This window comes from Chelativorans sp. ZYF759, from assembly GCF_012911015.1.
Lineage (GTDB): Bacteria > Pseudomonadota > Alphaproteobacteria > Rhizobiales > Rhizobiaceae > ZYF759.
On the sequence record NZ_WVVV01000004.1, the window covers coordinates 27,988 to 50,362 of the forward strand.

Sequence of the window (22,375 nt, forward strand, 5' to 3'; positions counted from 1 at the left end):
AGGATCGGACAACGCGCATGCCCGTGGCGGCTAAGGGTAAGTTAATGCCTTGCACATAATCTCTCGGAAGATGCTTGAGCAAACAGCCGAGGGGGAAATGTCGCAGACGAGCGTAGAGGCTTCGCCCAAGCGGCAAGAACGCAACGGTCTGTTCCGCTTGAGCCGCATTCCAGCTGTCCTGGCCTTGATCGTGATCGTCGGCGCGGGCCTTTTCGCCGAGATGCAGAACCGTGGCATCCACCTCAAGAGCGAGCAAGCGGAAGTCCTAAACGACCTCAGCCTCATCCGCGCCCGCCTGGAAGGCGCCATCAATGGCAACATCCAGCTGGTGAGGGGACTCGTCGCCGCCATCGCGACCGAGCCGGACATGACGCAGGAGCGCTTTACCGCCCTTTCCAAGCGACTTCTGGACCGGAATGCGCAGATCAGGAACATAGCCGCCGCGCCGGGTCTGGTAGTCTCCATGACCTATCCTCTCGAGGGCAACGAGGCGGTCATCGGGCTCGACTACACCACCAATGCCGAACAGCTCGAGGCCACTCTGCGGGCTCGCGACAGCCAGGAGATGGTGCTGGCCGGACCGGTTGATCTCGTCCAGGGAGGCCAGGGGTTTGTCGCGCGTTTCCCTGTCTTCGTGCCCAGCGAGCATTCGGCCGATCACTTCTGGGGCATCGTGTCGGCCGTCATCGATACCGAGTTGCTCTACCGACACAGCGGTCTTCTCGATCCCGACATCGACATCAGTGTGGCCATTATCGGACGCGACGGGCTGGGCGAGGACGGCCTGCAATTCTTCGGAGATCCCAGCGTTGCCAGCGATGAGCCCATCATGGCCGAGGTCGCGCTCCCGGCCGGCAGCTGGGTGATGAAGGCAACCCCACTGGGTGGCTGGGGCCAGGAGCCCGAGAACAGCCTCCGCCTGCACCTATGGATATTGCTGGCCGCGTCGCTGATCATGGTGCCCACACTCCTGTCGGGCAGGCTGATCGACGAGCGCCAGCGCCACATTCGCCAGTTGAAGGATCGCGAACTCCAGCTCGAGAAAATCTCCCGCAGGCTGGGCCTCGCCCTGGAGACCTCCCAGGTCGGCGTCTGGGAACTCGACATCGAGAACAACGTGCTCTTCTGGGATCCGCGCATGAACGAGCTTTACGGCTATGAAAGCTCGGGCCCGCGCGACTATACCCATTGGGCAAGCGTTCTCCATCCCGAGGACAAGGAACGCGCCGAAGCCGACTTCGCCGAAGCCCTCCGCAGGCGCGGCAAATATCACTCTGAATACCGCCTCGTTCTCCCCGGCAATACGATCCGCTACATCCGCGCGCTCGGCTCCGTCTACCAGAATCCCGGCGAGCCCGCCCGGATCGTCGGCGTCAATTGGGATGTGACGGAGGACCTCAACCGCAACGAGGAGCTTCGCCGGGCCAGCAAACTCACCGAGGCCCGCAACATCGAGCTGGAAGCGGCCCGCACGCGCGTGGAGTTCACCGCGATGCACGACGCTTTGACGGGCCTGCCCAATCGCCGCTATCTCGATGAGGTGCTGGCCGAACACGCCGTCAATTTCCAGCATGGCGAACGCGCTGCCCTCCTGCATGTCGATCTCGACCGCTTCAAGCAGATCAACGACACGCTGGGCCACCCCGCCGGTGATTCCGTGCTGATCCACGCGGCCAAGATCCTGACGACTTGTGCGGGCAGCCAGGACTTCGTGGCGCGGGTGGGTGGCGACGAGTTCGTCGTGGTGTGCCGCCGCGACACCGGCTCGCCCGATCTTCATTCGGGCCGCCTGAGCGACCTTGCGGAAGAGATCATCGCGGGTATTCGCGACCCCATTCTCTATGAGGGGCACCAGTGCCGCTGTGGCGCATCGGTCGGCATTGCTGTCGATACCGACGGGATCGCCGATCCGTCGCGCTTGCTGGTGAATGCGGACATTGCCCTCTACCGCGCCAAGGCCCAGGGCCGCAACGGCCACCAGTTCTTCACCGACTCCCTGCAAAACGAGATCGTCCGCACCAAGAAGATCGCCGACGATATACTGTCGGGGATCGACCGTGGCGAGTTCACGGCGTGGTTCCAGCCTCAGGTCGACGCGGTGACGCACGAGATCATTGGCGTTGAAGCGCTGGCGCGCTGGAACCATCCGACCGAAGGGGTGCTCCCACCTGGAGCCTTCCTGAAGATTGCCGACGAATTGAATGTGGTGGGAACCATCGACAGGATAGTGCTGGAGGAGACCACCGGCTGGCTGGCGAAGTGGCAGGCAGCGGGCCTCGATTTGCCAAAGGCGTCGGTCAACGTGTCCGCCAGAAGGCTCAACGACGAAGGCCTGATCGAAAGCCTCCGTGGCATGTCGATCACGCCCGGCACCCTCTCATTCGAGCTGGTCGAATCCATCTTCCTCGACGAGCACGACGACCTGCTGTCCTGGAATGTGGAATCCGTGAAGGATCTGGGCATCGACATCGAGATCGATGATTTCGGCACCGGCTACGCATCGATCGTCAGCCTGCTCAACCTCAAGCCGAAGCGCCTCAAGATCGATCGCCAGCTCATTCTTCCGATCGTGCGATCACCCAGCCAGCGCCAACTCGTCGGCTCGATCATCGACATCGGCAAGTCGCTTGGTATCGAGGTTTTGGCCGAAGGCGTCGAGACCCTCGAACATGCCCGCATCCTGAGGCAGTTGGGCTGCCAGTATCTTCAAGGCTTTGCCTTTGCCCGGCCGATGTGCGGCGACGAGGTTGTCGAATTCGTGCGGTCGCGACGCTGGCTGAACGCCTCCTGACCGCTGCCGCAGCAGATATCTCAGCGACACCAATGTGTTGGGCCCGAGCGTGGAATCAAGGTTTCAGCTCGACAGGTCGCGCGCCGCCTCTGTCAGCAAGGTGAAGGCATAGTCCGAAAAGGACCGCCACACCTCGATGCGAAAATCGTCCTCGGCTGTCCGGTAAAGAACGATCTCGATCTTTCCAAGAACGGTGCGCGAACAGGCCCCCACCGGGAACGCCTCCAGCGACAGATCCTGCGGGCAGCCGGCCGACAGAACGTCCTCCACCCGCGCGCCGGACACGAGGATCGCCGTATTGCGGTGGGATACGTCCACGCAGGAATGGAGGACTTCCGCGCCGCGGCAGGCCACATTGAGGTCGGTTCGGTCTTCGTCGATGATGAGCCATTCGTCCGGACCGAGCCAAAACGCATGGCGCGTGCCTCGCGATGCGGCGCTCTTGGGCCTGTCGGGCAGGTCGACCCCCAGGGCCAGGGACAGGGCCGCGAGCGAGGCCGAGGGCGCTCGCAACGCGATGCGGCTGGCGGGCCTGGCAGCTTCGATGACAACAGCGTTTGTCGCAAGGGAACGGCCGTCGAGCGGCCCCATGCGCGTCGCGATCTCAGCCATGGACCCGTTCCCCTTTCTCGTCGAAGAAGACCGGGCTCGTGACCTCGACTTCGATCGTCCGGTCCGGCATCGGCAAGAAGAGCGTCTCGCCCATCAGCGAACGGCCATCCTGCAGCAAGGCGAGGGCGATCGAACGGCCGCAATTCTCGGACCAGTAGGACGAGGAGACGTGGCCGATCATCTTCATGGGAATTGGCTGGCGCGGATCGGCAACGATCTGGGCCCCCTCCTCCAGGACGATCTTCGGGTCCTTCGTCTTCAGCCCGACCAGTTGCTTGCGGCCCGATGCCACGAGGTCGGGTCGCTTGAGCCCGCGAATGCCGACGAAATCCGACTTCTTCGAACCTATCGCCCAGTCGAGTCCGAGATCGTGCGGCGTGACCGTGCCGTCGGTTTCCTGGCCAACGATGATGAAGCCCTTTTCCGCGCGAAGCACGTGCATCGTTTCGGTGCCATAGGCGCAGGCGCCTTGGCCCCGCGCTTCGGCCCAGACGGCGTCCCACACGACGCGGCCATAGTCGGCCGGCACGTTGATCTCGAAGCCGCGCTCGCCGGTGAACGACATGCGGAAAAGCCGCGTCGGCACGCCAAGGATCGTGCCCTCGCGCACCGACATGTGCGGCATGGCCTCGTCCGAGAGATCGATGCCAGCAACCAGCGGCGCGATGATGTCGCGCGCCTTGGGACCCTGGACGGCAATCACCGCCCATTGTTCGGAGACGGAGGTCAGCCAGACGTTCAGATGCGGGAACTCGGTCTGGAGGTAGTCCTCCATGTGATGCAGAACCCGCGCCGCGCCGCCCGTGGTGGTGGTGACGTGGAAACGGTCATCGGCGAGGCGCCCGACCACGCCGTCATCCATGACGAAACCATCCTCGCGCAGCATGATCCCGTAGCGGCAGCGACCCACCCCGAGCTTCTTCCAGGGGTTGGTGTACATGAGTTCCATGAACTCGGCCGCATCCGGGCCCACAACCTCGATCTTGCCGAGCGTGGAGGCGTCGAACATGCCAGCCGCCTCGCGCACCGTCCTGCATTCGCGGGCGACCGCGGCATGCATGTCCTCGCCGGCTTGCGGAAAATACCAGGCGCGTTTCCACTGGCCGACATCCTCGAAGACGGCACCCTGCTCTTCGGCGAAGGAATGCATGGGCGTCTTGCGCGTGGGATCGAACAGCGCGCCGCGCCCATGCCCGACGATGGCTCCGAAGGTGACGGGCGTAAAGGGCGCGCGAAAGGTGGTGAGCCCCACTTCCGGCATCGGCTTGCCGAGGATCTCGGACGCGATGGCAAGGCCATGCAGATTGGACGTCTTGCCCTGGTCGGTGGCCATGCCGTTGGTGGTGAAACGCTTCACGTGTTCGATCGAGCGCATGCCTTCGCGCACGGCCTGGCCGATATCCTTGGCGGTGACGTCGTTCTGAAAGTCGACGAAGGCCTTCACCGCCTTGCCCGGCTCGGCGCCGGGGGCCGAGCCCGACATACCGCCTGTCCAGCTTTCGGCCGTCCGGCTCGGCAGCGAGATGGACCGCGACGCCTCCCCTCCAACCCCACGCACGGCCTGCGCTCCCGCCGCGAGTGCCTCTTCCAGGGTTTCGGCGAGGCTCTCGGTGCCGTTGCAGGCGCCGATCGAGATGCACTCCTGCGCCTGCGCGCCCGGCAGGAAGATCTGACGACGCGTATCGAATGCGAGCTTGCCGCGCGATTGCGAGAAGAGATGGACGGAGGGCGTCCAGCCTGCGGAAACCAACAAAGCGTCGACGGGTATGATCCTGCTCGCTCCGCCGGCCTTCGGCATCACCGCCATCGAGGAGACACGCAGCCGGCCGCCGGTCTTCGCGACGCAATGTCCCGTGAGGAGTTCGATGCCCGCCGCACGCGCGGCATCAATCATCTCGCCGCGCGGATCGTCACGAAGGTCCACGATGGCGGCGATCCTGATCCCCGCCCGGTGAAGATCGAGCGCGGCGCCGTAGGCCGAATCGTTTGCGGTGTAGATACCGACCTCGCGTCCCACCGCGACGCCGTAATGGTTGAGATAGTGGCGCGCGGCCGAGGCGAGCATGATGCCCGGCCGGTCGTTGTCGGCAAACACCATGTGGCGCTCGATGGCGCCGGTGGCGACCACCACCCGCTTCGCGCGCACATGCCACAGCCTCTCGCGCGGCAGTTCGGGATCGGGGGTCGCGAGATGCTCGGTCACGCGTTCGACGAGGCCGACCATGTTCTGCGCGTAATAGCCGAAGGCCGTCGTGCGCGGCAGGATGCGGACATTGTCCATGCCGGCCAGCTTCGCGGCCGTGGCCTGGGCCCAGTCCCATCCGGCCACGCCGTCGATCTGGGAGCCGCTTTCAAAGCGCAGCGCACCACCGAGGCCTGCCTGCTCGTCGCAGAGGATCACGCGCTGCCCGCTTTCGGCAGCCGCGCTGGCTGCGGCCAGACCGGCGGCTCCCCCGCCGACGACCAGCACCTCGCAATGGGCATAACGCGACGCGTAGTGATCCGGATCGGACTCCTCGGGAGCGGTGCCGAGGCCGGCCGCGTTGCGGATCTGCGGCTCGTAGAGATGTTTCCAGGCGGCCTTGGGCCACATGAAAGTCTTGTAGTAGAAGCCGGCCGAGAAGAAGGGCGCGCCGAGATTGTTGACCGCGCCCATGTCGAAGGCGAGCGAAGGCCAGCGGTTCTGGGAGACGGCGCTCAGACCGTCATAGAGTTCCTGGACCGTGGCCCGTACGTTCGGCGTCCGCCGCGCGGCGTCGCGGTGGACGCCGACAAGCGCGTTCGGTTCCTCCGAGCCGGCAGACAGGATGCCGCGCGGACGGTGATACTTGAAGGAGCGACCCACCAGATGGATGCCGTTGGCGATCAGCGCGGAGGCAAGCGTGTCGCCCTCGAGGCCCGAAAGCGACCGCCCGTCGAAGGTGAAGCGGGCAGTCTTCGAAGCGTCAAGGCGACCGACATCGGCAAGACGAAAGCTGGTCATGCCTTGTGCTCCTCCAGAGCCGGCTTCGGCTCGCCCGCCTTGTAGGTCGTCACGAACCTGTCGCTGACCGTATCGCGAACCGCGTTGAAGAAACGGCCGCAGCCATGCACGTGGCGCCAGCGCTCATGGGTGATGCCCTTGGGATTGGCGCGATGGAAGAAGAAGGCCTCGAATTCCTCGTCCGAGATGTCGGCGATGTTGTGAGGCCGCACAACGTGCGCCTCGCCGGCATGGCGGAACTCGAGCTCGGGACGCTCTTCCTGGCAATAGGGGCAACGGATCAGGAGCATGGCAGGGTTTCCCGATTCAATGCGCGACGGCGGCGGCGGCCGCTTCGTCGATGAGCCGGCCGGTGCGGAAGCGCTCCAGCCTGTAGGGTGCGGCGATCGGGTGCGGATTGTCGTTGGCGATGGTTTGGGCAAAGACATGGCCCGAACCCGGCGTTGCCTTGAAGCCGCCCGTGCCCCAGCCGCAATTGACGTAGAGCCCCGGCACCGGCGTCTTGGCCAGGATCGGCGAGCGGTCCGGCGTGACATCCACGATGCCGCCCCATGAGCGCAGCATCTTCATGCGGGTGAAGACCGGGAACATCTCGCAGATGGCCTCGAGCGTGTGCTCCAGGATGTGCAGCCCGCCCGTCTGCGAATAGGAATAATACTGGTCGGTGCCCGCCCCGATGACGAGTTCGCCCTTGTCGGATTGCGAGATGTAGGCATGCACGGTGTTGGACATGACCACGCAGGGAAAGACCGGCTTGACCGGTTCCGACACCAGCGCCTGAAGCGGATAGGATTCCAGCGGCATCGACAGTCCCGCCATCGCCATCAGCACCGAGGAATGCCCGGCCGCGACCACCCCGACCTTCTTTGCCGAGATGGGCCCGCGGGTCGTGTCGACGCCGGTCACGTGGCCATTGGCCGAACGCCGGATCGCGGTGACCTCGCAGTTCTGGATGATGTGCACGCCGCGGTCGGACGCCGCACGGGCGTAGCCCCAGGCGACCGCGTCGTGGCGTGCCGTGCCGCCGCGCCTCTGCAGTGCCGCACCCATCACCGGGTAGCGCGCGGAAGGCGAGATGTTGAGCGGCGGGCAGAAGGACTTGGCCTCTTCCGGCGACAGCCATTCATTGTCAATGCCGTTCAGCCGGTTGGAGTGGATGTGGCGCTTGAAGACCTGCACGTCGTGGACATTGTGGGCGAGCATCATGACGCCGCGGGGCGAATACATGACGTTGTAGTTGAGCTCCTGGCTCAGCCCGTCCCACAGCTTGACGGCATGATCGTAGATCGCGGCGGATTCGTCGTAGAGGTAGTTGGAGCGGATGATGGTCGTGTTGCGGCCGGTATTGCCGCCACCGAGCCAGCCCTTTTCCAGCACCGCGACATTGGTGATGCCGTGCTGGCTGGCGAGATAATAGGCCGTCGCCAGCCCGTGCCCGCCGCCGCCCACGATGATGACGTCATACTCGCTGCGCGGTTCGGGCGACCCCCATTGCTCGGGCCAGCCCTTGTGGCCGCGAAGGGCCTCGCGTGCGATGGCGAAAGCGGAATATCTACGCATGATGCTGCCTCGTTCGAGCCGTTTCCGCGGCCTGCGAATTCGTCATGACTAGCGAAAACGCGCCACCGGCCTTGCCCTGAATGCGACGGCCAACGGCGCGGCGGCGACGGTCGGCAACGGGCAAGTGCAGAGGGGCCGGAAATACTTGTCGCACAGGCTCATCTAGCGTGTGGACAAGAATAGGTGATTCTGCTAATTGCCAGATCAATCCGCCGCGCTTTCCGCAGCGGAACCGCATGGCTATTGCTTCAGCGAGGCAGCCATTCGGATGAGCAACAACCCGGCCATTCGCCACAACGGAACGACAGGAACGCCCGTGCAGGTACTCGTCCGCGACAACAATGTCGACCAGGCGCTTCGCGCATTGAAGAAGAAGATGCAGCGCGAAGGCATTTTCCGCGAAATGAAGATGCGCGGTCACTACGAAAAGCCTTCCGAGAAGCGTGCACGCGAGAAGGCCGAGGCCGTCCGCCGCGCGCGCAAGCTGGCACGCAAGCGGGCACAGCGTGAAGGCCTCGTCGCCGGTGGACGGGTTGCGCCGGCGCGTTGATGCGCCGCGATTTCGTCCCTTTCGGAAAATAGATAAGGTGGCGCGATGAAGAATCGCCGCCACCTTTTTCTTTGCCGCGAACCAACTTGCGTGACGACCATTGCATGACAAAGGGTAGAACCGCCATGACGATCTTCCGCAATCGCTCCAGCGTTCTTCGCGCGGGAATAGCACCGGCCGCGATATTGGCCACCGCCCTTCTGGCCGGCTGCCAGACGGCGACAGGCCCCCTGGGCGAGGTGGCGGGGATCGAGGCGGCGCAAGGATCGCAGGAAAACATCTCCTCGCTGTCGGCTGTCATCCAGCGCAACCCCAACGACTACGAAGCCTACAATGTCCGTGGCACGGCCTATGGCCGCGGCGGCCGTTACCAGGAGGCGATCGCCGATTTCGACCGCGCGATCGAGCTGAACCCGCGCTTCTACCAGGCCTATGCCAACCGCGCGCTGATCCACCGTTTCCTGGGCGACCAGCAGGCCGCACTGGCCGACTACAACCGCGCGATCGAGATCAACGCACGTTACGATGTCGCCTATATCGGCCGCGGCAATCTCTATCGGCTTGCCGGGCGCACCAACGACGCCTTCCAGGACTTCGAACGCGCCATCCAGCTGGATACGACAGACGCGCGCGCCTACCACAATCGCGGCCTCCTCTATCAGGGCCGTGGCCAGCATGATTACGCGATCGAGGACTTCGCGCGGGCGATCTCGCTCGCCCCTGGCACTGCGCCGCCCTACAATGCGCGCGGCCTGTCCTATCTCGCCCGCGACGACGAGGACAACGCGCTGTCGGATTTCAACACGGCGATCCAGCTCGACCGCACCAATGCCGAGGGCTGGGCCTATCAGGGTCTGGTGCTCGAGAGGCGGGGCGACCGCGAACGGGCCTCCCGCTCCTTCTCCGAGGCGCTGCGGCTGGATCCCGAATTCGAGGCGGCCAGGAACGGCCTTGCCCGCACGCGCGGCACCAGCTGAGCCGAGCCGGCGTGAACTGCCTCGTCGTCTTCGCCCACCCCCTGCCGGACAGCCTCAACGGCCGCTTCCTGAAGCTGGTGCTTGCCGAACTCGAGGCCGCGGGTCATCAGGTCACGTGCCTCGATCTCTACGAGGAGGATTACGAGCCCCGCCTGAGCAGGGCGGAAAGGGCCGCGCATTACGCGGCCGATGCCACCGCCCGCGTACCGTCCGAGCATGCGGGGCTTCTCCAGGAAGCCGACGCGCTGGTCCTGGTGTTTCCGACCTGGTGGTTCGGCCTGCCCGCGATCCTGAAGGGCTGGATCGATCGCACCTTCGCGCCGGGCGTCGCATTTCATCACGGATCGGATGGCGGAGCGATCCGCCCCGCCCTCACCCGGCTCCGGCATTTCGTTTCCTTCACCACGCTGGGCTCGCCCTGGTGGATCGACACACTGGTCATGTGGCAGCCGGTCAGGCGCATGCTGAAGATAGCCATCGCCAAGGGCTGCGCGCCGCAGGCCCGCTTCGCCTATCTGGCGCTGCACGCGGCCGAAGCGATCGCGGCCGGAAAGGTGGAAGCGCATGAGGCGCGCATCCGGAGCGTCCTGTCGGAACTGAGATAGGCTGCGGCAGGAACCTTCCGCGGCGCCGCCTGTTGTCCCGTCGCAAGTCAACAGGAGAAGACCATGACCCGTACCGCCCTCCTCGCCACCGCGGCGACCCTTCTGGCCATCGGCTCGGCAAGCGCCCAGGACCAGACGGAAATCGGCCTGCTCGAATGCGTGGTCGAGGCCAATGTGGGCCAGATCCTCTCGTCTTCGCGCGAAGTCGGCTGCACCTTCCTGCCGGCCGACGAGAGCCGCGCGCCGGAAGCCTATATCGGCGTGATCAACCGCTATGGCCTCGACATCGGCGTGACCGACGAGGCGATCATGCAATGGCTGGTGCTGGCGCCCACCACCGATCCCTACATTCCCGGCGGTCTCGCCGGCGACTATTTCGGTGCCAGCGCGGAAGCCACCGCGGGCATCGGCGGCGGCGCGAATCTGCTGGTCGGGGGCTCGCACGAGACGGTCGCCCTGCAGCCGCTAAGCGTGCAGGCCCAGACGGGCTTCAACATCGCGCTCGGCGTGTCGGAATTCCAGCTGCGCTCCGCGCAGTAGGTTCCTACTTCGGCCAGATTGGCTTCATGAGGTGTCGGGAGCAAAAGGCGCTCCGACACTTCGCCAGCCTTGCGGCGGTCGGGCGTTTGCGATTACGACAACGCGGTCCACGATCTCGCGCCTTCCTCCAGGTGGCAAGATCCTGTTCGCGCAGCCGGCGATGAACAGCGCCAGGACCCGCAGGCCAAGAGCGAGACGGGCTGCCTCGACGGCAGCGATGTCGCTCGGCACAAAGAGGCCGGCCGTGTCCAGGTATTGAAGCTGGACGACCTTCCGCCCTTGCGCGGGGGCGGAAGCGAGGCCGCAGGCGAATGCCCAGGCAACGATCTCGACATGACGCAGGATCGCGAGAAACAGGAGACGGGCGGGGAAAGACATGGCGCCGGCGCGCTCGGCGACCTGCGCCAAGGCGAAAAGCAGCGCCACGATGCGCCTGAGCGCCCTTTCGTCTTCTTCCCGCACCCGCTTCATCCGCCTCTCCCGCGACACAAGACGGGCGATGTTACGGCGGGCGCGAAAGGCGTGGATAGATTTTGGCAAAAAAAGGCGAGGATGGCAGGCTCGCCGCCAGGCCGGAAGAATGTCGGTCCAGGCAATGGAATGAACCCGGACGGATCGATGCGGCACCGAGCCTGCCCGGTCAGTCGAATATCTCCGCGAGATTGACGGCCTTGCGCAGCTCGGTCACGTGGTCGAGACGTTCGTCTGTAGCCGCTTCTGGCTCTGGCCGTGTGCCATCGCCGTTCACGCGTTCCCCAGTCACGTCGAGGGACCAGTAGAATGTGTGTGTGAACAGGCGCGAGAAGGCGAACCAGCGCCGCCTCATCCTGACGCCGACATCGCGAATACCTCGGCCGAACAGGTCGTCGGCAACCGACGAACCGCCGTCAGTCCGGCCACCGACGGGGCCGGAAATGATGTCGCCGAAAAAGGTCAGGACGTGGGGATCGTGGATGTTGGTCCAGCGCGTCGCGGCGAAGACGGAAGCATGATGGGCGTAGTCTTTCGCCTTTCCATCCTTGTCCTTCCCCCGATAGAGGATGCTCCCGCTCGCAGGATCGGGGTAAGGCGGGCAGGTGGCGATCTGACGCTCGGCAATGCGCTGTTCCAGTCCGGTACGGTCGCGCGCGAGCAAGAACTCGGCATGCGACAGCGGGCTCCCGAGCGTGATGAAATCGGAAATGCGCCAGCCCTTCCCGCCCGGTTGTCGCACCAGTGCCCTGGACAGGTTGCGCTGGTGCCCGCGAAAATCGGGCGCGTCGAAGCTAGCCCCAATGATCGAGCGGCTCACCTTCCTTGTACTGCCCGCGCGGCTGCCTGGCGCAGTGCCCGGCCTGAAGACGGTATGCGCCGCGATATAGTCATCGACGTCCTTGAGGGCCTTTGGAACCTCGCCTTCAGGCGGGTTGTGGCTACCGGTCGGCCCCATCTCCGCCCAGAAATGGTTCAGAATGTCGTAGGCGATGATCGATCCGAGGCTGTGCGCCACGACCACGATGCGCTGATAACCCTCATCGGCCGGCTCCCCTTCCTTGGAAGGGCGCACGCGATGGAGTTCGCGCAACAGTTTCAATCCGCGTTCGCGAACCTCCGCGCGTTTGGCGATCGTGTCGGGCGCCGCACGCACGTAGCGCGCCACATCTCCGAAATACGGGACAAGAAAGACCTGGATGAAGTAGCCGAGCAGCGCGGACAGTAGCAGAAGCAGGACTGGCGGAACCAGCACTTGCGGCCACGGCACGAGGAACCACCCAGCCGCCGCAATGGCCGCAGGGACGGCCAGTGCCAGCAACCAGGACAGGAAGGGTCGTACGGACTGCTCGCCCGGCATCCGGCTGCCACGCAGCCTCGCCACGAACGCCCAGAGCAGTATGGCGGCGGCAAACAGCGTCAGCCCGCGCCCGGCAAGTTCAGGATTCCACCAGGGATCAAACAAGGTCTGCCACAGGAAGGAGTGCTGCCCCCGAGGGTCCAGTCCCAGCAGCCCCGCCACAGCCAGCCAGGTTGCCACGATGACCGAGACCCACAGCAGAATCCATGCCGCCATGACACGGCGCGGGACCTGATAGGGCCATCTGAAAAGCAGGCCGGCCATCCACGCCCTGACATGCTGGAAGGTGGTGCCCTCCATGATGTCGGACCAGTAGAATTCGTAGAAATCGGTGCGCGCGGCTGTCTGCGGCTTTGCGGACCCTTTCGGAACGAAGGGCGGCGTCGTGATCCGGAAGAGTTCGAGCGAACCGGTCCGCTGATCAGGCACAAGCCAGGAATCATTGTGCTTCTGGCTGGCCCGCGTGCCCTGCAGATCGCCGGCAAGCGTGTCGAAGGACGGATCCGTTTCCCACACCGCGTCGACGAAGCTGCGCATCGTGTCCATCGGTACAGGTTCACCCATGCCGTGGATGACGACGACGGCCTGCTTGCGGACATCCAGCGGCGCGGCCGCTGACGGGTCCTGGACACTCTCGGCTTTCGGCTTGCCCATCGCTGCCCCCTCGCGAGCGAAAGCCAATTCTAGCGCGATTGTGCCGTTAGGGAAAGAACCATCTGTGGTTGTATTATCGAACAAGAAAAAGCCCGGCGCGGGCCGGGCTCCTGGAAATCGTGAGACCTAGTGGTCCATCGCCTTGACGATGTCCTCGGTCATCTTCTTGGCGTCGCCCAAGAGCATCATCGTGCCGTCCTTGTAGAACAGCGTGTTGTCGATGCCGGCATAGCCGGAGCCGAGCGATCGCTTGACGAAGAGGCAGGTCTTGGCCTTGTCGACGTCGAGGATCGGCATGCCGTAGATGGGCGAGGCCTTGTCGTCGCGCGCCGACGGGTTGGTGACGTCGTTGGCGCCGATCACATAGGCGATGTCGGCCTGGGCGAATTCGGCGTTGATGTCTTCCAGCTCGAAAACCTCGTCGTAGGGCACATTGGCTTCGGCGAGCAGCACGTTCATGTGGCCCGGCATGCGGCCGGCGACCGGGTGGATCGCGTATTTGACCTCGACGCCGGCGGCCTTGAGCTTGTCGGCCAGTTCGCGCAGCGCGTGCTGGGCCTGGGCCACCGCCATGCCGTAGCCCGGCACGATGATGACTTTGGTCGCGTTGGCCATCAGGAAGGCGGCGTCGTCGGCCGAGCCGAGCTTGACGTTGCGCTCGACGCCGTCATCGGCGGCCGCCGTGGTCTCGCCGCCGAAGCCGCCGAGAATGACCGAGATGAAGGAGCGGTTCATGCCCTTGCACATGATGTAGGACAGGATCGCGCCGCTAGAGCCGACCAGCGCGCCGGTGATGATGAGGGCGAGGTTGCCGACGGTAAAACCGATGCCGGCCGCAGCCCAGCCCGAATAGGAGTTGAGCATCGACACGACGACGGGCATGTCGGCGCCGCCGATCGGGATGATGAGCAGGATGCCGATGGCCAGCGACAGGATGACGATCAGCCAGAAGACGGTGGGGCTCTGGGTCGAGACGAGGATGACGACCAGGAGCAGGATCGCGATGCCGATGCCCGCATTGAGCATGTGGCGCATCGGCAGGAGGATCGGCTTGCCGGACATGCGCCCATCGAGCTTCAGGAAGGCGATGATCGAGCCCGTGAAGGTGACCGCGCCGACGGCGGCCCCGATCGACATCTCGATGATGGCCTGGGTGTGGATATGGCCGATCACGCCGATGTCGAAGCTTTCGGGCGAATAGAGCGCGGCGGCGGCCACCAGGACGGCGGCGAGGCCGACGAGGCTGTGGAAGCCGGCGACCAGCTGCGGCATCGCCGTCATGGCGATGTTGCGGGCGATATAGGCGCCGATGGAGCCGCCGATGGCGATACCGACAATGATCATCAGCATCCCGCCCCAGCTGGGCGTCGTCAGCGCCAGCGTGGTCAGGACGGCAATGCCCATGCCGATCATGCCATAGACATTGCCCTGGCGGCTCGTCGTCGGATGCGACAGGCCACGCAGCGCCATGATGAACAGGACACCGGAGACCAGGTAGAGAAAGGAGGCGAAATTCTCGCTCATGGGGCCGGCCTCACTTCTCTTTTTTCTTGTACATCGCCAGCATGCGCTGGGTGACGAGGAAGCCGCCGAAGATGTTCACCGAGGCAAGCACCAGGGCGATGAAGCCGAAGCCGGTGGCCAGTCCCGAAGCCGAGATGCCGACGGCCAGAAGCGCACCGACCACGATCACCGAGGAAATGGCGTTGGTGACCGACATCAGCGGCGTGTGCAGCGCCGGCGTCACCGACCAGACCACGTAGTAGCCGACGAAGATCGCGAGCACGAAGATGGCGAAGCGGAACACGAAGGGATCCACACCCGCCGCATAGCCGAGCGCGGAAGCTGCTTCGGCCGCGTCTTCGGCGCGAATGTTGGCGATCGCGTTGCGGATCGCCTCGGTCGCGCCGTCCAGCTGTTCGAGCGCCTGCTCCAGTTGGGGTTCGGCCATCATGCACCTCCCTCGGGCTTGGATTTCGGCGAAGCCTTGCGGGCCGGGGCCTTGCGCGCGGGCTTCTTCGGCGCGACGTCGAGGCCGGGTTCGGTACCCTCGGCCGCAATGGCGGTTTCCGCATCGGGCGGGGGCGCGGCGGCCGCGAATGCCGGATGGACGACCTTGCCGGCATGGGTCAGCAACGTCGCCTTGACCAGCTCGTCATCGAGATTGGGCGCGATCAGCTTGGCTTCCTTGTCGACCATGGTCTCCAGGAAGGCATAGAGGTTCTTGGCATAGAGCAGCGAGGCGGAGGCCGCGACACGGCCCGGCATGTTGAGATGGCCGATGATCCGCACATCGTTCTTCGTGGTCACGACCTTGCCCGCGACCGCACCCTCGACATTGCCGCCGCGCTCGACCGCCAGGTCGACGATCACGGAGCCGGGCTTCATGGACGCGACCATCCCGGCCGAGATCAGCTTCGGTGCCGGGCGCCCGGGAATGAGCGCCGTGGTGATGACGATGTCCTGCTTGGCGATGTGTTCGGCAACAAGGGCGGCCTGCTTGGCCTGGTATTCCTTCGACATTTCCTTGGCGTAGCCGCCCGCCGTCTCGGCCGCCTTGAACTCGTCATCCTCGACCGCGACGAACTTGCCGCCGAGCGAGGCGACCTGTTCCTTGGCGGCGGGGCGCACGTCGGTGGCGGTGACGACCGCGCCGAGGCGCCTTGCGGTGGCGATGGCCTGCAGGCCGGCAACGCCCGCCCCCATGACGAAGACGCGCGCGGCGGGCACGGTGCCTGCCGCCGTCATCATCATCGGCATGGCGCGGTCATATTCCGCCGCCCCGTCGATGACGGCCTGGTAGCCGGCGAGATTGGCCTGGGAAGACAGCACGTCCATGGACTGGGCACGCGTGATGCGCGGCATGAACTCCATGGCGAAAGCGGAGACACCGGCAGATGCCATCGCGGCGACCGCCTTCTCGTTGCCGTAGGGGTCCATCGAGGCCAGCACGATGGCGCCGCGCTTGTAGCCCTTGAGCTCGGCCTCGCTCGGGCGCCTGACCTTGAGCACGACATCGGCGCTCGACGCATCGGCGGCCTTGCCGATCCTGGCGCCGGCCTTCTCGAATTCGGCATCGGTGATGCGCGAGAGGACGCCCGCGTCCTTCTCCACGATTACGGAAAAGCCCAGCCCCGCCAGCCGCTTCACGGTATCGGCTGATGCCGCGACGCGCGGTTCCGCTGCGTCACTTTCCTTAGGCACGAAGATCGTCTGTCCCACCGCCACTGTCCTTTCGGCCGGGCCCACTCCTCCCTACGCCGGCCACTTGTCGCCGGCGTGCGGACAGGAAACGGCTATCGCAGGAAATATGCGCCGATGACGCAGATCAGAATGAAAAGAACCGTCGCCGAAATGAAGCCGGCCGCGGTGAACATACCGAACGCCAGGGACACCAGAAGCGCCACCACGAAAAGTGTCGTGTATTTCGTAATGGCCAGGAACAGGTCGTAGGTGTTCTCGTGTTCCTGATAGTCCATCTGGGCGCCCAACTCTGCGGGCTCGTGCGGCGTCGTCTCGGCCATGTCAACCTACCTCCGGCATGATCATCCGCGCTGATAGCGAAAACAGCCGCCAAGGGCAATGGCAGGATTGTCGCGGAAGCGGCTTCCGGGCGCAGTTCTGTTTCGCGGCGTCAGAATTCGTGAGCCTGTCAAAGTTGACGAGGCCTGTTCGGCTCTTAGTTGGCGTTGCTTGGATCGATCTCGCGAGGAATCACATTGATGAAGAATTCCGCCACGCCCGGCAGCGACATGCGTCGTCGTAACCTCCTCAAGCTGCTCGGCCTTTCGGCCGCAGCCGCCTATGCCGCGCCCGTGCTGACGGATCTTTCGCCGGCCGCAGCCCAGACGCGCCCGACCACGGCCACCCGCGCCACCCGGCCGAGCCGTTGACGCAGGAGGACACCCGTCTCTACGCCTTCGCTCCGCTTGAAGGCGCAGTGCGTTTTGTCGGCGGCAGCGAGGTTCTGCTGCAGCTTTTGCCGCGCCTGTGCACGGGCTGGTCGTTCGAGCCCGTCACCGAGGCGCAGAGGCTGGCGCCGCTCGAGGTGGCGCTGGCAGACGGCCGCTTCCGCCTGAGCGCGCCGTGGCAGGATGCGCCGGTCGACGAATCCGATCCCTTCCGCGCCGCGGCAAATCTTGCCGTCGATCTTCTCGAAGCCCATCTCGACGAGCACCCGGACCTTCTTGCGATCCACGGCGCCTGTGCCGTGCTTGGCGACACGGCCGTGCTGTTTCCCGGCTCCTCGCGCGCGGGCAAGAGCACGCTCAGCGTCGCCCTGGCGGCCGCCGGCTTTCCCGTGCTCGCCGATGACGTGCTGGCGCTGTCTTCCGAGCAGCCGCCGCATGCGATCTCGCTCGGCATGCACCCGCGGCTGCGGCTGCCCCTGCCGGACGCAGCCGATGCGCAACTCGCGCGTTTTGTCGCCGACCACAGCGCGGCCGAAGACGACAAATACGCCTATCTCGCCCTGCCCGAGGGCGCCGGCCCTTCGTTTGGCCGCACGGCCCGGCTGGGCGCGATCGTCCTCCTGGAGCGCGAAGAAGGCCGTGACGCCGAGCTGGTTTCCGTCATCCCCGGCGACGGGCTTCAGGAACTGATGATGCAGCAGCTGTCGCCGGCCCTGTCGCAAGCCGATGCCCTGCCGCGGCTGGCAACAGTGCTCGACGGCATACCGTGCTACCGCCTGAGCTACGGCGACCTCGCCGACGCCGTGGCGAAACTACGCGCCGTCTTCGTCGAGGGCGAGGAGATCGAGGCCGCGCCGGCGCCCGTCGAAGACGAAGCTGCCGCGTCGCCGACCCCTGCCACCCAGGAGGGCACCCAGCGGACCTTCGCCATCGGCCTGCGCTTCGTCCGCGCGGACGGTGCCACCCACCACCAGATCGAGGACGAAACCTTCCTCACCCTGGGTGAAGCCGGTGCCGTCTTCAGGCTCAATCCCATCTCGAGCGCCCTCTGGAACCTCGTCGAGAACCCGATGAGCGTCGATCTGTGCACGGCACTCCTGGCCGAGGCCTTTCCGGATATCGACGAGCGCCGCATCATGGCCGATGTCGAGACCCATTTCGCGCAGATGCAGGAAGCCGGCCTCGTCGCCATCGTGCAACCGGTCGCGCCGGCCGAAACCCTCCCGGATGCACCAGAAGCGGACGGGCCCGGCGGCGCGCGCCCCGTCGAGACGGCCGAATAGGCAGCTTAGCGCCGGCGTGGCAACGCTGCGCCGATGGCCTCCCGTTGAAGGATCGCACCAGCCTGCGTAAAACCTCCACAATGGTTGAGGCGCGCAAGCGCTTGCGAGGAGCAGCACATGGACAGCAGAACCGGCCGCGACCTGTCGGTGGGCGAAGTCGCGCGGCGCGCGGGCGTCGCGGTGTCGGCGCTGCATTTCTACGAGCGCAAGGGGCTGATCAAGGCCTGGCGCAGTGACGGCAACCAGCGCCGTTACGGCCGCGACGTGCTGCGCCGCGTCGCCGTCATCCGCATCGCCCAGCAGGCGGGCATCCCGCTTGCCCGCATCAGGGACGCCCTGGCCGCCCTGCCCGAGGGCCGCACGCCGGACGCAAAGGATTGGGCCGAACTTTCAAGCACATGGCGAAACGACCTGAATCAGCGCATCAGGCAATTGACGGAGCTGCGCGACAGGCTCGACGGCTGCATCGGCTGCGGCTGCCTCTCGATGCGGGACTGCCCGCTGCGCAACCCGGGCGACGAGGCGGGCCTCGAAGGGCCAGGCGCGCGGTTCCTCGCCTCAGCGGGCTGAAGGACCCGGAGGCGCGGCCGGACCGGCCCAACGGGCGCTCACGACAGCCAGCGTTTCCTCCGCTTGTAGTGCTTGACCGACTTGAAGGAGCGGCGGCCTTCGCCGCCCACCCCGAGATAGAATTCCTTCACGTCCTCGTTCTCGCGCAGCGCCTTGGCCTCGCCGTCCAGGACGATGCGACCGGATTCCAGGATGTAGCCATATTCGGCGTAGCGCAGCGCGATGTTGGTGTTCTGCTCGGCCAAAAGGAAGGAGACCTGCTGCTCGTCATTGAGTTTCTTGACGATTTCGAAAATCTCCTCGACGAGCTGCGGTGCCAGCCCCATGGAGGGTTCGTCGAGCAGGATCATCTTGGGTCGGCTCATCAGCGCGCGGCCGATCGCCGTCATCTGCTGCTCGCCGCCGGACGTGTAGCCGGCCTGGCTCGAGCGGCGTTCCCGGAGGCGCGGGAAGTAGGTGTAGACCATCTCCAGGTCGCGGGCGATGTCGGAGGACGAATCGCGGCGCGTGAAGGCGCCGGTCATCAGGTTTTCCTCCACCGTGAGATGGGCGAAGCAGCGCCGCCCCTCCATGACCTGGATGCAGCCGCGCCGCACCAGCGCGTTGGCCGACATGGACTGGACCTGTTCGCCCTCGAAGACGATCGAGCCCTTGGTCACCTCGCCGCGCTCGGCGCGCAAGAGGTTGGAGATCGCCTTGAGTGTCGTCGTCTTGCCCGCCCCATTGGCCCCCAGAATGGCGACGATGCCACCGCGCGGCACCGCGAGAGAGACGCCCTTCAACACGAGGATGACGTGGTCGTAGATCACCTCGATATTGTTGACCGTCAGGATGGGCTCTGCGGCGGCAGGCGACGGAGCGGCGGTTGCGATGTCGGACATGGTTCTTTTGGTCCTGGAAACTCGGTTAAGCCTGGCGCCCACATCCCCTAGATGGAGGAGATCGACGCGAAGCGGCGGGAGGGGGTGGGGATCACCCCACCCCGGACCTTCGGTCCGACCCTCCCCATCAAGGGGAGGGTAAGAAACCTAAAGCTCGCACTCGTCGTTCATCGGCCAGGGCGCGTTGGCTTCCGCGTATTTCGCGGCTTCCGCCTCCTCGAGCGGGGTGATGCGATCGCGGTCCGCCTGCAGATGGTCGGAGACGCGCTCGAAGCGCTCGCCATTCCACTCGATGATCCAGCCGCCGCCATGGCCGGTGTGGTTGGCACAGCTCGTCTGGAAGGGCACAATCATGCCCGACATGCCCAGTTCCTCGAGCCGCTCCTCGCTGATGTCGAGGTTTTCGAGGCCCCAGCGCACCTGCTCGGGCGACACGACCGTCTCGTCGAACTCTTCCTGCGCGGTGCGGATCGCCTCGGCCAGCATCATCGACATGGTGATGCCGCGTTGGTAGAAAACCCAGTCGATCTCGTTCTCGCCAATGCTCGACAATCCAGCGTCGATCACGTGCTCGCGGATTTCCCCCATGATCGGGGCGTCCGGCACCGGCACGTTCCACGAGACGGCGCGGTAGCCTGAGGCCGCCTCGCCGGCCTGCGCCAGATCGCCGTCATGGCCGGACCACCAGATGCCGAAGAACTGGTCCATGGGATAGCGCGTGCGCACGGCCTCGGTGATGGCCCCCGCATTCATGGCACCCCAACCCCACATGAAGACGAAGTCCGGGCTTTCGCGGCGGATCTGCAACCACTGGGCCGACTGGTTCTGCATCTCGGTCACCGCGACCGGGATCGGCAGCAGGGTGAACCCGTATTCGCGGGCATAGTCCTCAAGCAGCGGGATCGGCTCGCGTCCGTAGGGCGCGTCGAGATGCAGGAGCGCGATCTTCTTGCCCTCCAGGCTCGACAGGTCACCGTCGGCGACGAAGTTGAGCAGCATCGACGCCCCGTCCCAGTAGGAGGATGGCGGGTTGAAGGCCCATTTGAAGGTCCGGCCATCGGCCATCGGCGAGAAGCCGTATCCCGGCGCCAGCACCGGAATCTGGTCGACATTGGTGCGCGGCAGGACCTGCAGCGTGATGCCGGTCGACCAGGGCTGGGTGACGACCGCGTTGGCGCGCGTCGCCTCGTAGCACTCCATGCCGCGCTCGGTGTTGTAGCCGGTCTCGCACTCGTCATAGTCGATGCGCACGCCGTTGATGCCGCCATCGCGCTCGTTCAGAAGCGTCATGTAGTCCTTCTGCCCGTTCATGAGCGGCGTCCCGGTCGCCGCGAACGGGCCGGTGCGGTAGGACAGGTTCGGCACATAGAGCGAATCCTGTGCCAGAAGATGCGGTGCCGTGAACGCGGCCGCCGCCAGTATCGCGGTCGTCGCGACCGCTGCCTTCATCAGTCTTTTCATCTCGGTTCCTCCACTTGTCCGTTTCTCCGTCGCGGAAGGGCGGACCGCCCCCTTCATTGGGCCACGCGGGCCGGTTGCGGCCGTCCTCAATGCGGGAACGGCCAGATAATGAGTTTCTCCCGGATGATCTGCCAGAAGCGCGCCAACCCGTGCGGCTCGACGATCAGGAAGAAGATGATGAGCGCGCCGATGGTCATCGTGTTGAGATGTTCGACCATCGACGAACTGATCGGCAGGCCGAGTGCGCGCGGCACGACATTGAGCAGAACCGGCAGGGCCACGATCAGGATCGCGCCAAGATAGTTGCCCAGGATCGAGCCGAGCCCGCCGATGATGGCGATGAACAGCACCCGGAACGAAAGCTGCACGTCGAACAGCTCCGCCTCCGCGGCCCCGCGCCACATGAAGACGAAGAGCGCGCCCGAAACGCCGACGATGTAGGACGACACGAAGAAGGCCATGAGCTTGGCCTTCATCAGGTTGATGCCGACGAGCTCTGCCGCGATGTCCATGTCGCGCACCGACTTCCAGATGCGCCCGATGCGCCCGCGCGTGACGTTGATGGCCAGGATCGTCATCAGCGCCACAACGCCCAGCACGAAATAATACTGCGCCATCGCGGTGGCCGTCGGACCGGAAACCGTGATCCCGAACATCTGGATGTTGGGCACCAGGATCGCCCCGGACGTATGGTAGTTGTAGAGCCAGCCCCATTTCTGGAACAGCCAGACCAGGAAGAACTGCGCCGCCAGCGTGGCGATGGCGAGATAGAAACCCTTGATCCTGAGCGACGGCAGGCCAAAGGCCATGCCGATTGTGGCCGAGAAGAAGCCCGACAGGAGCACCGCCACGAGGATGTTCATCTCCGGGAAGATCGTCACCAGCTTGAAGCAGGCATAGGCGCCCACCCCCATGAAGGCGCCCGTGCCCAGCGAAAGCTGCCCCGCATAACCCGTGAGGATGTTGAGGCCCATGGCCGCCAGCGCGTAGATCAGCACCGGGATCAGAAGCGCGCGGAAGACGAAGTCGTTCGCCGTCGCGGGCAAGACGACGAAGGCCATGATCAGGATGATGCCCAGCAGGAACGCATCCTGGCGCACGGGAAACAGCGCGTAATCGGCCTGGTAGCTGGTCTTGTATTGTCCGGCGACGCGATAGAGCATGTT

The 22,375-nt window shown here is 65.2% G+C and carries 21 protein-coding genes; 8 read left to right on the top strand and 13 right to left on the bottom strand.

Annotation, left to right across the window (positions count from 1 at the left end; all coding sequences use genetic code 11):
* The first annotated feature begins 97 nt into the window (after positions 1 to 97).
* A complete protein-coding gene (locus tag GRZ55_RS08010; protein ID WP_210257271.1) occupies positions 98 to 2,791 on the top strand; it encodes an EAL domain-containing protein in 2,694 nt (897 codons plus the stop codon).
* Positions 2,792 to 2,854: 63 nt separating this feature from the next.
* On the opposite strand, the gene GRZ55_RS08015 is transcribed toward GRZ55_RS08010, so the two are convergent.
* Genes GRZ55_RS08015 through GRZ55_RS08030 form a run of 4 tightly spaced genes read right to left on the bottom strand, consistent with a single transcriptional unit; the run spans position 2,855 to position 7,946 of the window.
* Positions 2,855 to 3,403 carry a sarcosine oxidase subunit gamma gene (locus GRZ55_RS08015; RefSeq protein WP_169286394.1) on the bottom strand — a complete coding sequence of 183 codons (549 nt, stop codon included), beginning with the start codon at positions 3,401 to 3,403 and terminating at the stop codon, positions 2,855 to 2,857.
* Entirely contained in the window at positions 3,396 to 6,386 is a 2,991-nt protein-coding gene (locus GRZ55_RS08020; protein ID WP_169286395.1) for a sarcosine oxidase subunit alpha, read from the bottom strand. The genes GRZ55_RS08015 and GRZ55_RS08020 overlap by 8 nt, the downstream gene beginning before the upstream one ends.
* Positions 6,383 to 6,676 carry a sarcosine oxidase subunit delta gene (locus GRZ55_RS08025; RefSeq protein WP_169286396.1) on the bottom strand — a complete coding sequence of 98 codons (294 nt, stop codon included), beginning with the start codon at positions 6,674 to 6,676 and terminating at the stop codon, positions 6,383 to 6,385. Before GRZ55_RS08025 ends, GRZ55_RS08020 begins: the two co-directional genes overlap by 4 nt.
* A 16-nt stretch (positions 6,677 to 6,692) precedes the next feature.
* Positions 6,693 to 7,946 (bottom strand): sarcosine oxidase subunit beta family protein, encoded by a 1,254-nt coding sequence (locus GRZ55_RS08030; protein ID WP_169286397.1) that lies wholly within the window; start codon positions 7,944 to 7,946, stop codon positions 6,693 to 6,695.
* Positions 7,947 to 8,214: 268 nt separating this feature from the next.
* Between GRZ55_RS08030 and rpsU the strand changes: the two genes are divergently transcribed.
* The 4 genes from rpsU to GRZ55_RS08050 all read left to right on the top strand — a co-directional run bounded on the left by rpsU (position 8,215) and on the right by GRZ55_RS08050 (position 10,618).
* Positions 8,215 to 8,496: a 30S ribosomal protein S21 gene (gene rpsU / locus GRZ55_RS08035; protein WP_210257272.1), complete on the top strand. Its 282-nt coding sequence runs from the start codon at positions 8,215 to 8,217 to the stop codon at positions 8,494 to 8,496.
* Between the two features lie 125 nt (positions 8,497 to 8,621).
* A complete protein-coding gene (locus tag GRZ55_RS08040; RefSeq protein WP_169286645.1) occupies positions 8,622 to 9,473 on the top strand; it encodes a tetratricopeptide repeat protein in 852 nt (283 codons plus the stop codon).
* An 11-nt stretch (positions 9,474 to 9,484) separates the two neighbouring features.
* Positions 9,485 to 10,078, top strand: a complete 594-nt coding sequence (locus tag GRZ55_RS08045) for an NAD(P)H-dependent oxidoreductase (protein WP_169286398.1) — start codon at positions 9,485 to 9,487, stop codon at positions 10,076 to 10,078.
* 63 nt (positions 10,079 to 10,141) lie between these two features.
* Positions 10,142 to 10,618 (top strand): DUF992 domain-containing protein, encoded by a 477-nt coding sequence (locus GRZ55_RS08050; protein ID WP_169286399.1) that lies wholly within the window; start codon positions 10,142 to 10,144, stop codon positions 10,616 to 10,618.
* A 24-nt stretch (positions 10,619 to 10,642) separates the two neighbouring features.
* On the opposite strand, the gene GRZ55_RS08055 is transcribed toward GRZ55_RS08050, so the two are convergent.
* The 6 genes from GRZ55_RS08055 to GRZ55_RS08080 all read right to left on the bottom strand — a co-directional run bounded on the left by GRZ55_RS08055 (position 10,643) and on the right by GRZ55_RS08080 (position 16,627).
* Positions 10,643 to 11,089, bottom strand: coding sequence for a hypothetical protein (locus GRZ55_RS08055; RefSeq protein WP_169286400.1), 447 nt, complete (start codon positions 11,087 to 11,089; stop codon positions 10,643 to 10,645).
* A gap of 169 nt (positions 11,090 to 11,258) precedes the next feature.
* Positions 11,259 to 13,103 carry a hypothetical protein gene (locus GRZ55_RS08060; RefSeq protein ID WP_169286401.1) on the bottom strand — a complete coding sequence of 615 codons (1,845 nt, stop codon included), beginning with the start codon at positions 13,101 to 13,103 and terminating at the stop codon, positions 11,259 to 11,261.
* A 126-nt stretch (positions 13,104 to 13,229) separates the two neighbouring features.
* Entirely contained in the window at positions 13,230 to 14,627 is a 1,398-nt protein-coding gene (locus GRZ55_RS08065) for an NAD(P)(+) transhydrogenase (Re/Si-specific) subunit beta (RefSeq protein WP_169286402.1), read from the bottom strand.
* A 10-nt stretch (positions 14,628 to 14,637) separates the two neighbouring features.
* Positions 14,638 to 15,054: an NAD(P) transhydrogenase subunit alpha gene (locus GRZ55_RS08070; protein ID WP_169286403.1), complete on the bottom strand. Its 417-nt coding sequence runs from the start codon at positions 15,052 to 15,054 to the stop codon at positions 14,638 to 14,640.
* A complete protein-coding gene (locus GRZ55_RS08075; RefSeq protein ID WP_169286404.1) occupies positions 15,054 to 16,325 on the bottom strand; it encodes a Re/Si-specific NAD(P)(+) transhydrogenase subunit alpha in 1,272 nt (423 codons plus the stop codon). Before GRZ55_RS08075 ends, GRZ55_RS08070 begins: the two co-directional genes overlap by 1 nt.
* A 74-nt stretch (positions 16,326 to 16,399) precedes the next feature.
* Positions 16,400 to 16,627, bottom strand: a complete 228-nt coding sequence (locus GRZ55_RS08080) for an aa3-type cytochrome c oxidase subunit IV (RefSeq protein ID WP_169286405.1) — start codon at positions 16,625 to 16,627, stop codon at positions 16,400 to 16,402.
* Between the two features lie 198 nt (positions 16,628 to 16,825).
* On the opposite strand from GRZ55_RS08080, the gene GRZ55_RS08085 reads away from it, so the two are divergent.
* The 3 genes from GRZ55_RS08085 (at position 16,826) to soxR (ending at position 18,867) form a co-directional block, all read left to right on the top strand.
* Entirely contained in the window at positions 16,826 to 16,996 is a 171-nt protein-coding gene (locus GRZ55_RS08085; RefSeq protein WP_169286406.1) for a hypothetical protein, read from the top strand.
* A complete protein-coding gene (locus GRZ55_RS08090; protein WP_169286407.1) occupies positions 16,993 to 18,297 on the top strand; it encodes a PqqD family peptide modification chaperone in 1,305 nt (434 codons plus the stop codon). The genes GRZ55_RS08085 and GRZ55_RS08090 overlap by 4 nt, the downstream gene beginning before the upstream one ends.
* 117 nt (positions 18,298 to 18,414) lie before the next feature.
* Positions 18,415 to 18,867, top strand: coding sequence for a redox-sensitive transcriptional activator SoxR (gene soxR / locus GRZ55_RS08095; RefSeq protein ID WP_169286408.1), 453 nt, complete (start codon positions 18,415 to 18,417; stop codon positions 18,865 to 18,867).
* Positions 18,868 to 18,905: 38 nt separating this feature from the next.
* On the opposite strand, the gene GRZ55_RS08100 is transcribed toward soxR, so the two are convergent.
* From GRZ55_RS08100 to GRZ55_RS08110, 3 genes are all read right to left on the bottom strand, one after another.
* Positions 18,906 to 19,748, bottom strand: coding sequence for an ABC transporter ATP-binding protein (locus GRZ55_RS08100; RefSeq protein ID WP_169286409.1), 843 nt, complete (start codon positions 19,746 to 19,748; stop codon positions 18,906 to 18,908).
* Between the two features lie 147 nt (positions 19,749 to 19,895).
* The gene (locus GRZ55_RS08105; RefSeq protein ID WP_169286410.1) at positions 19,896 to 21,209 is read right to left on the bottom strand and encodes an ABC transporter substrate-binding protein; all 1,314 of its coding nucleotides are present in this window, start codon (positions 21,207 to 21,209) and stop codon (positions 19,896 to 19,898) included.
* 86 nt (positions 21,210 to 21,295) lie between these two features.
* Positions 21,296 to 22,372, bottom strand: coding sequence for a branched-chain amino acid ABC transporter permease (locus GRZ55_RS08110; RefSeq protein ID WP_169286411.1), 1,077 nt, complete (start codon positions 22,370 to 22,372; stop codon positions 21,296 to 21,298).
* Positions 22,373 to 22,375 lie beyond the last annotated feature (3 nt).

Coding starts and splice junctions, on each gene's coding strand:
- GRZ55_RS08010 (WP_210257271.1), top strand. CDS start 98: ATGTCGCAGACGAGCGTAGAGGCTTCGCCCAAGCGGCAAGAACGCAAC.
- GRZ55_RS08015 (WP_169286394.1), bottom strand. CDS start 3,403: ATGGCTGAGATCGCGACGCGCATGGGGCCGCTCGACGGCCGTTCCCTT.
- GRZ55_RS08020 (WP_169286395.1), bottom strand. CDS start 6,386: ATGACCAGCTTTCGTCTTGCCGATGTCGGTCGCCTTGACGCTTCGAAG.
- GRZ55_RS08025 (WP_169286396.1), bottom strand. CDS start 6,676: ATGCTCCTGATCCGTTGCCCCTATTGCCAGGAAGAGCGTCCCGAGCTC.
- GRZ55_RS08030 (WP_169286397.1), bottom strand. CDS start 7,946: ATGCGTAGATATTCCGCTTTCGCCATCGCACGCGAGGCCCTTCGCGGC.
- rpsU (WP_210257272.1), top strand. CDS start 8,215: ATGAGCAACAACCCGGCCATTCGCCACAACGGAACGACAGGAACGCCC.
- GRZ55_RS08040 (WP_169286645.1), top strand. CDS start 8,622: ATGACGATCTTCCGCAATCGCTCCAGCGTTCTTCGCGCGGGAATAGCA.
- GRZ55_RS08050 (WP_169286399.1), top strand. CDS start 10,142: ATGACCCGTACCGCCCTCCTCGCCACCGCGGCGACCCTTCTGGCCATC.
- GRZ55_RS08055 (WP_169286400.1), bottom strand. CDS start 11,089: ATGAAGCGGGTGCGGGAAGAAGACGAAAGGGCGCTCAGGCGCATCGTG.
- GRZ55_RS08060 (WP_169286401.1), bottom strand. CDS start 13,103: ATGGGCAAGCCGAAAGCCGAGAGTGTCCAGGACCCGTCAGCGGCCGCG.
- GRZ55_RS08065 (WP_169286402.1), bottom strand. CDS start 14,627: ATGAGCGAGAATTTCGCCTCCTTTCTCTACCTGGTCTCCGGTGTCCTG.
- GRZ55_RS08070 (WP_169286403.1), bottom strand. CDS start 15,054: ATGGCCGAACCCCAACTGGAGCAGGCGCTCGAACAGCTGGACGGCGCG.
- GRZ55_RS08080 (WP_169286405.1), bottom strand. CDS start 16,627: ATGGCCGAGACGACGCCGCACGAGCCCGCAGAGTTGGGCGCCCAGATG.
- GRZ55_RS08085 (WP_169286406.1), top strand. CDS start 16,826: ATGAAGAATTCCGCCACGCCCGGCAGCGACATGCGTCGTCGTAACCTC.
- soxR (WP_169286408.1), top strand. CDS start 18,415: ATGGACAGCAGAACCGGCCGCGACCTGTCGGTGGGCGAAGTCGCGCGG.
- GRZ55_RS08100 (WP_169286409.1), bottom strand. CDS start 19,748: ATGTCCGACATCGCAACCGCCGCTCCGTCGCCTGCCGCCGCAGAGCCC.
- GRZ55_RS08105 (WP_169286410.1), bottom strand. CDS start 21,209: ATGAAAAGACTGATGAAGGCAGCGGTCGCGACGACCGCGATACTGGCG.
- GRZ55_RS08110 (WP_169286411.1), bottom strand. CDS start 22,372: ATGCTCTATCGCGTCGCCGGACAATACAAGACCAGCTACCAGGCCGAT.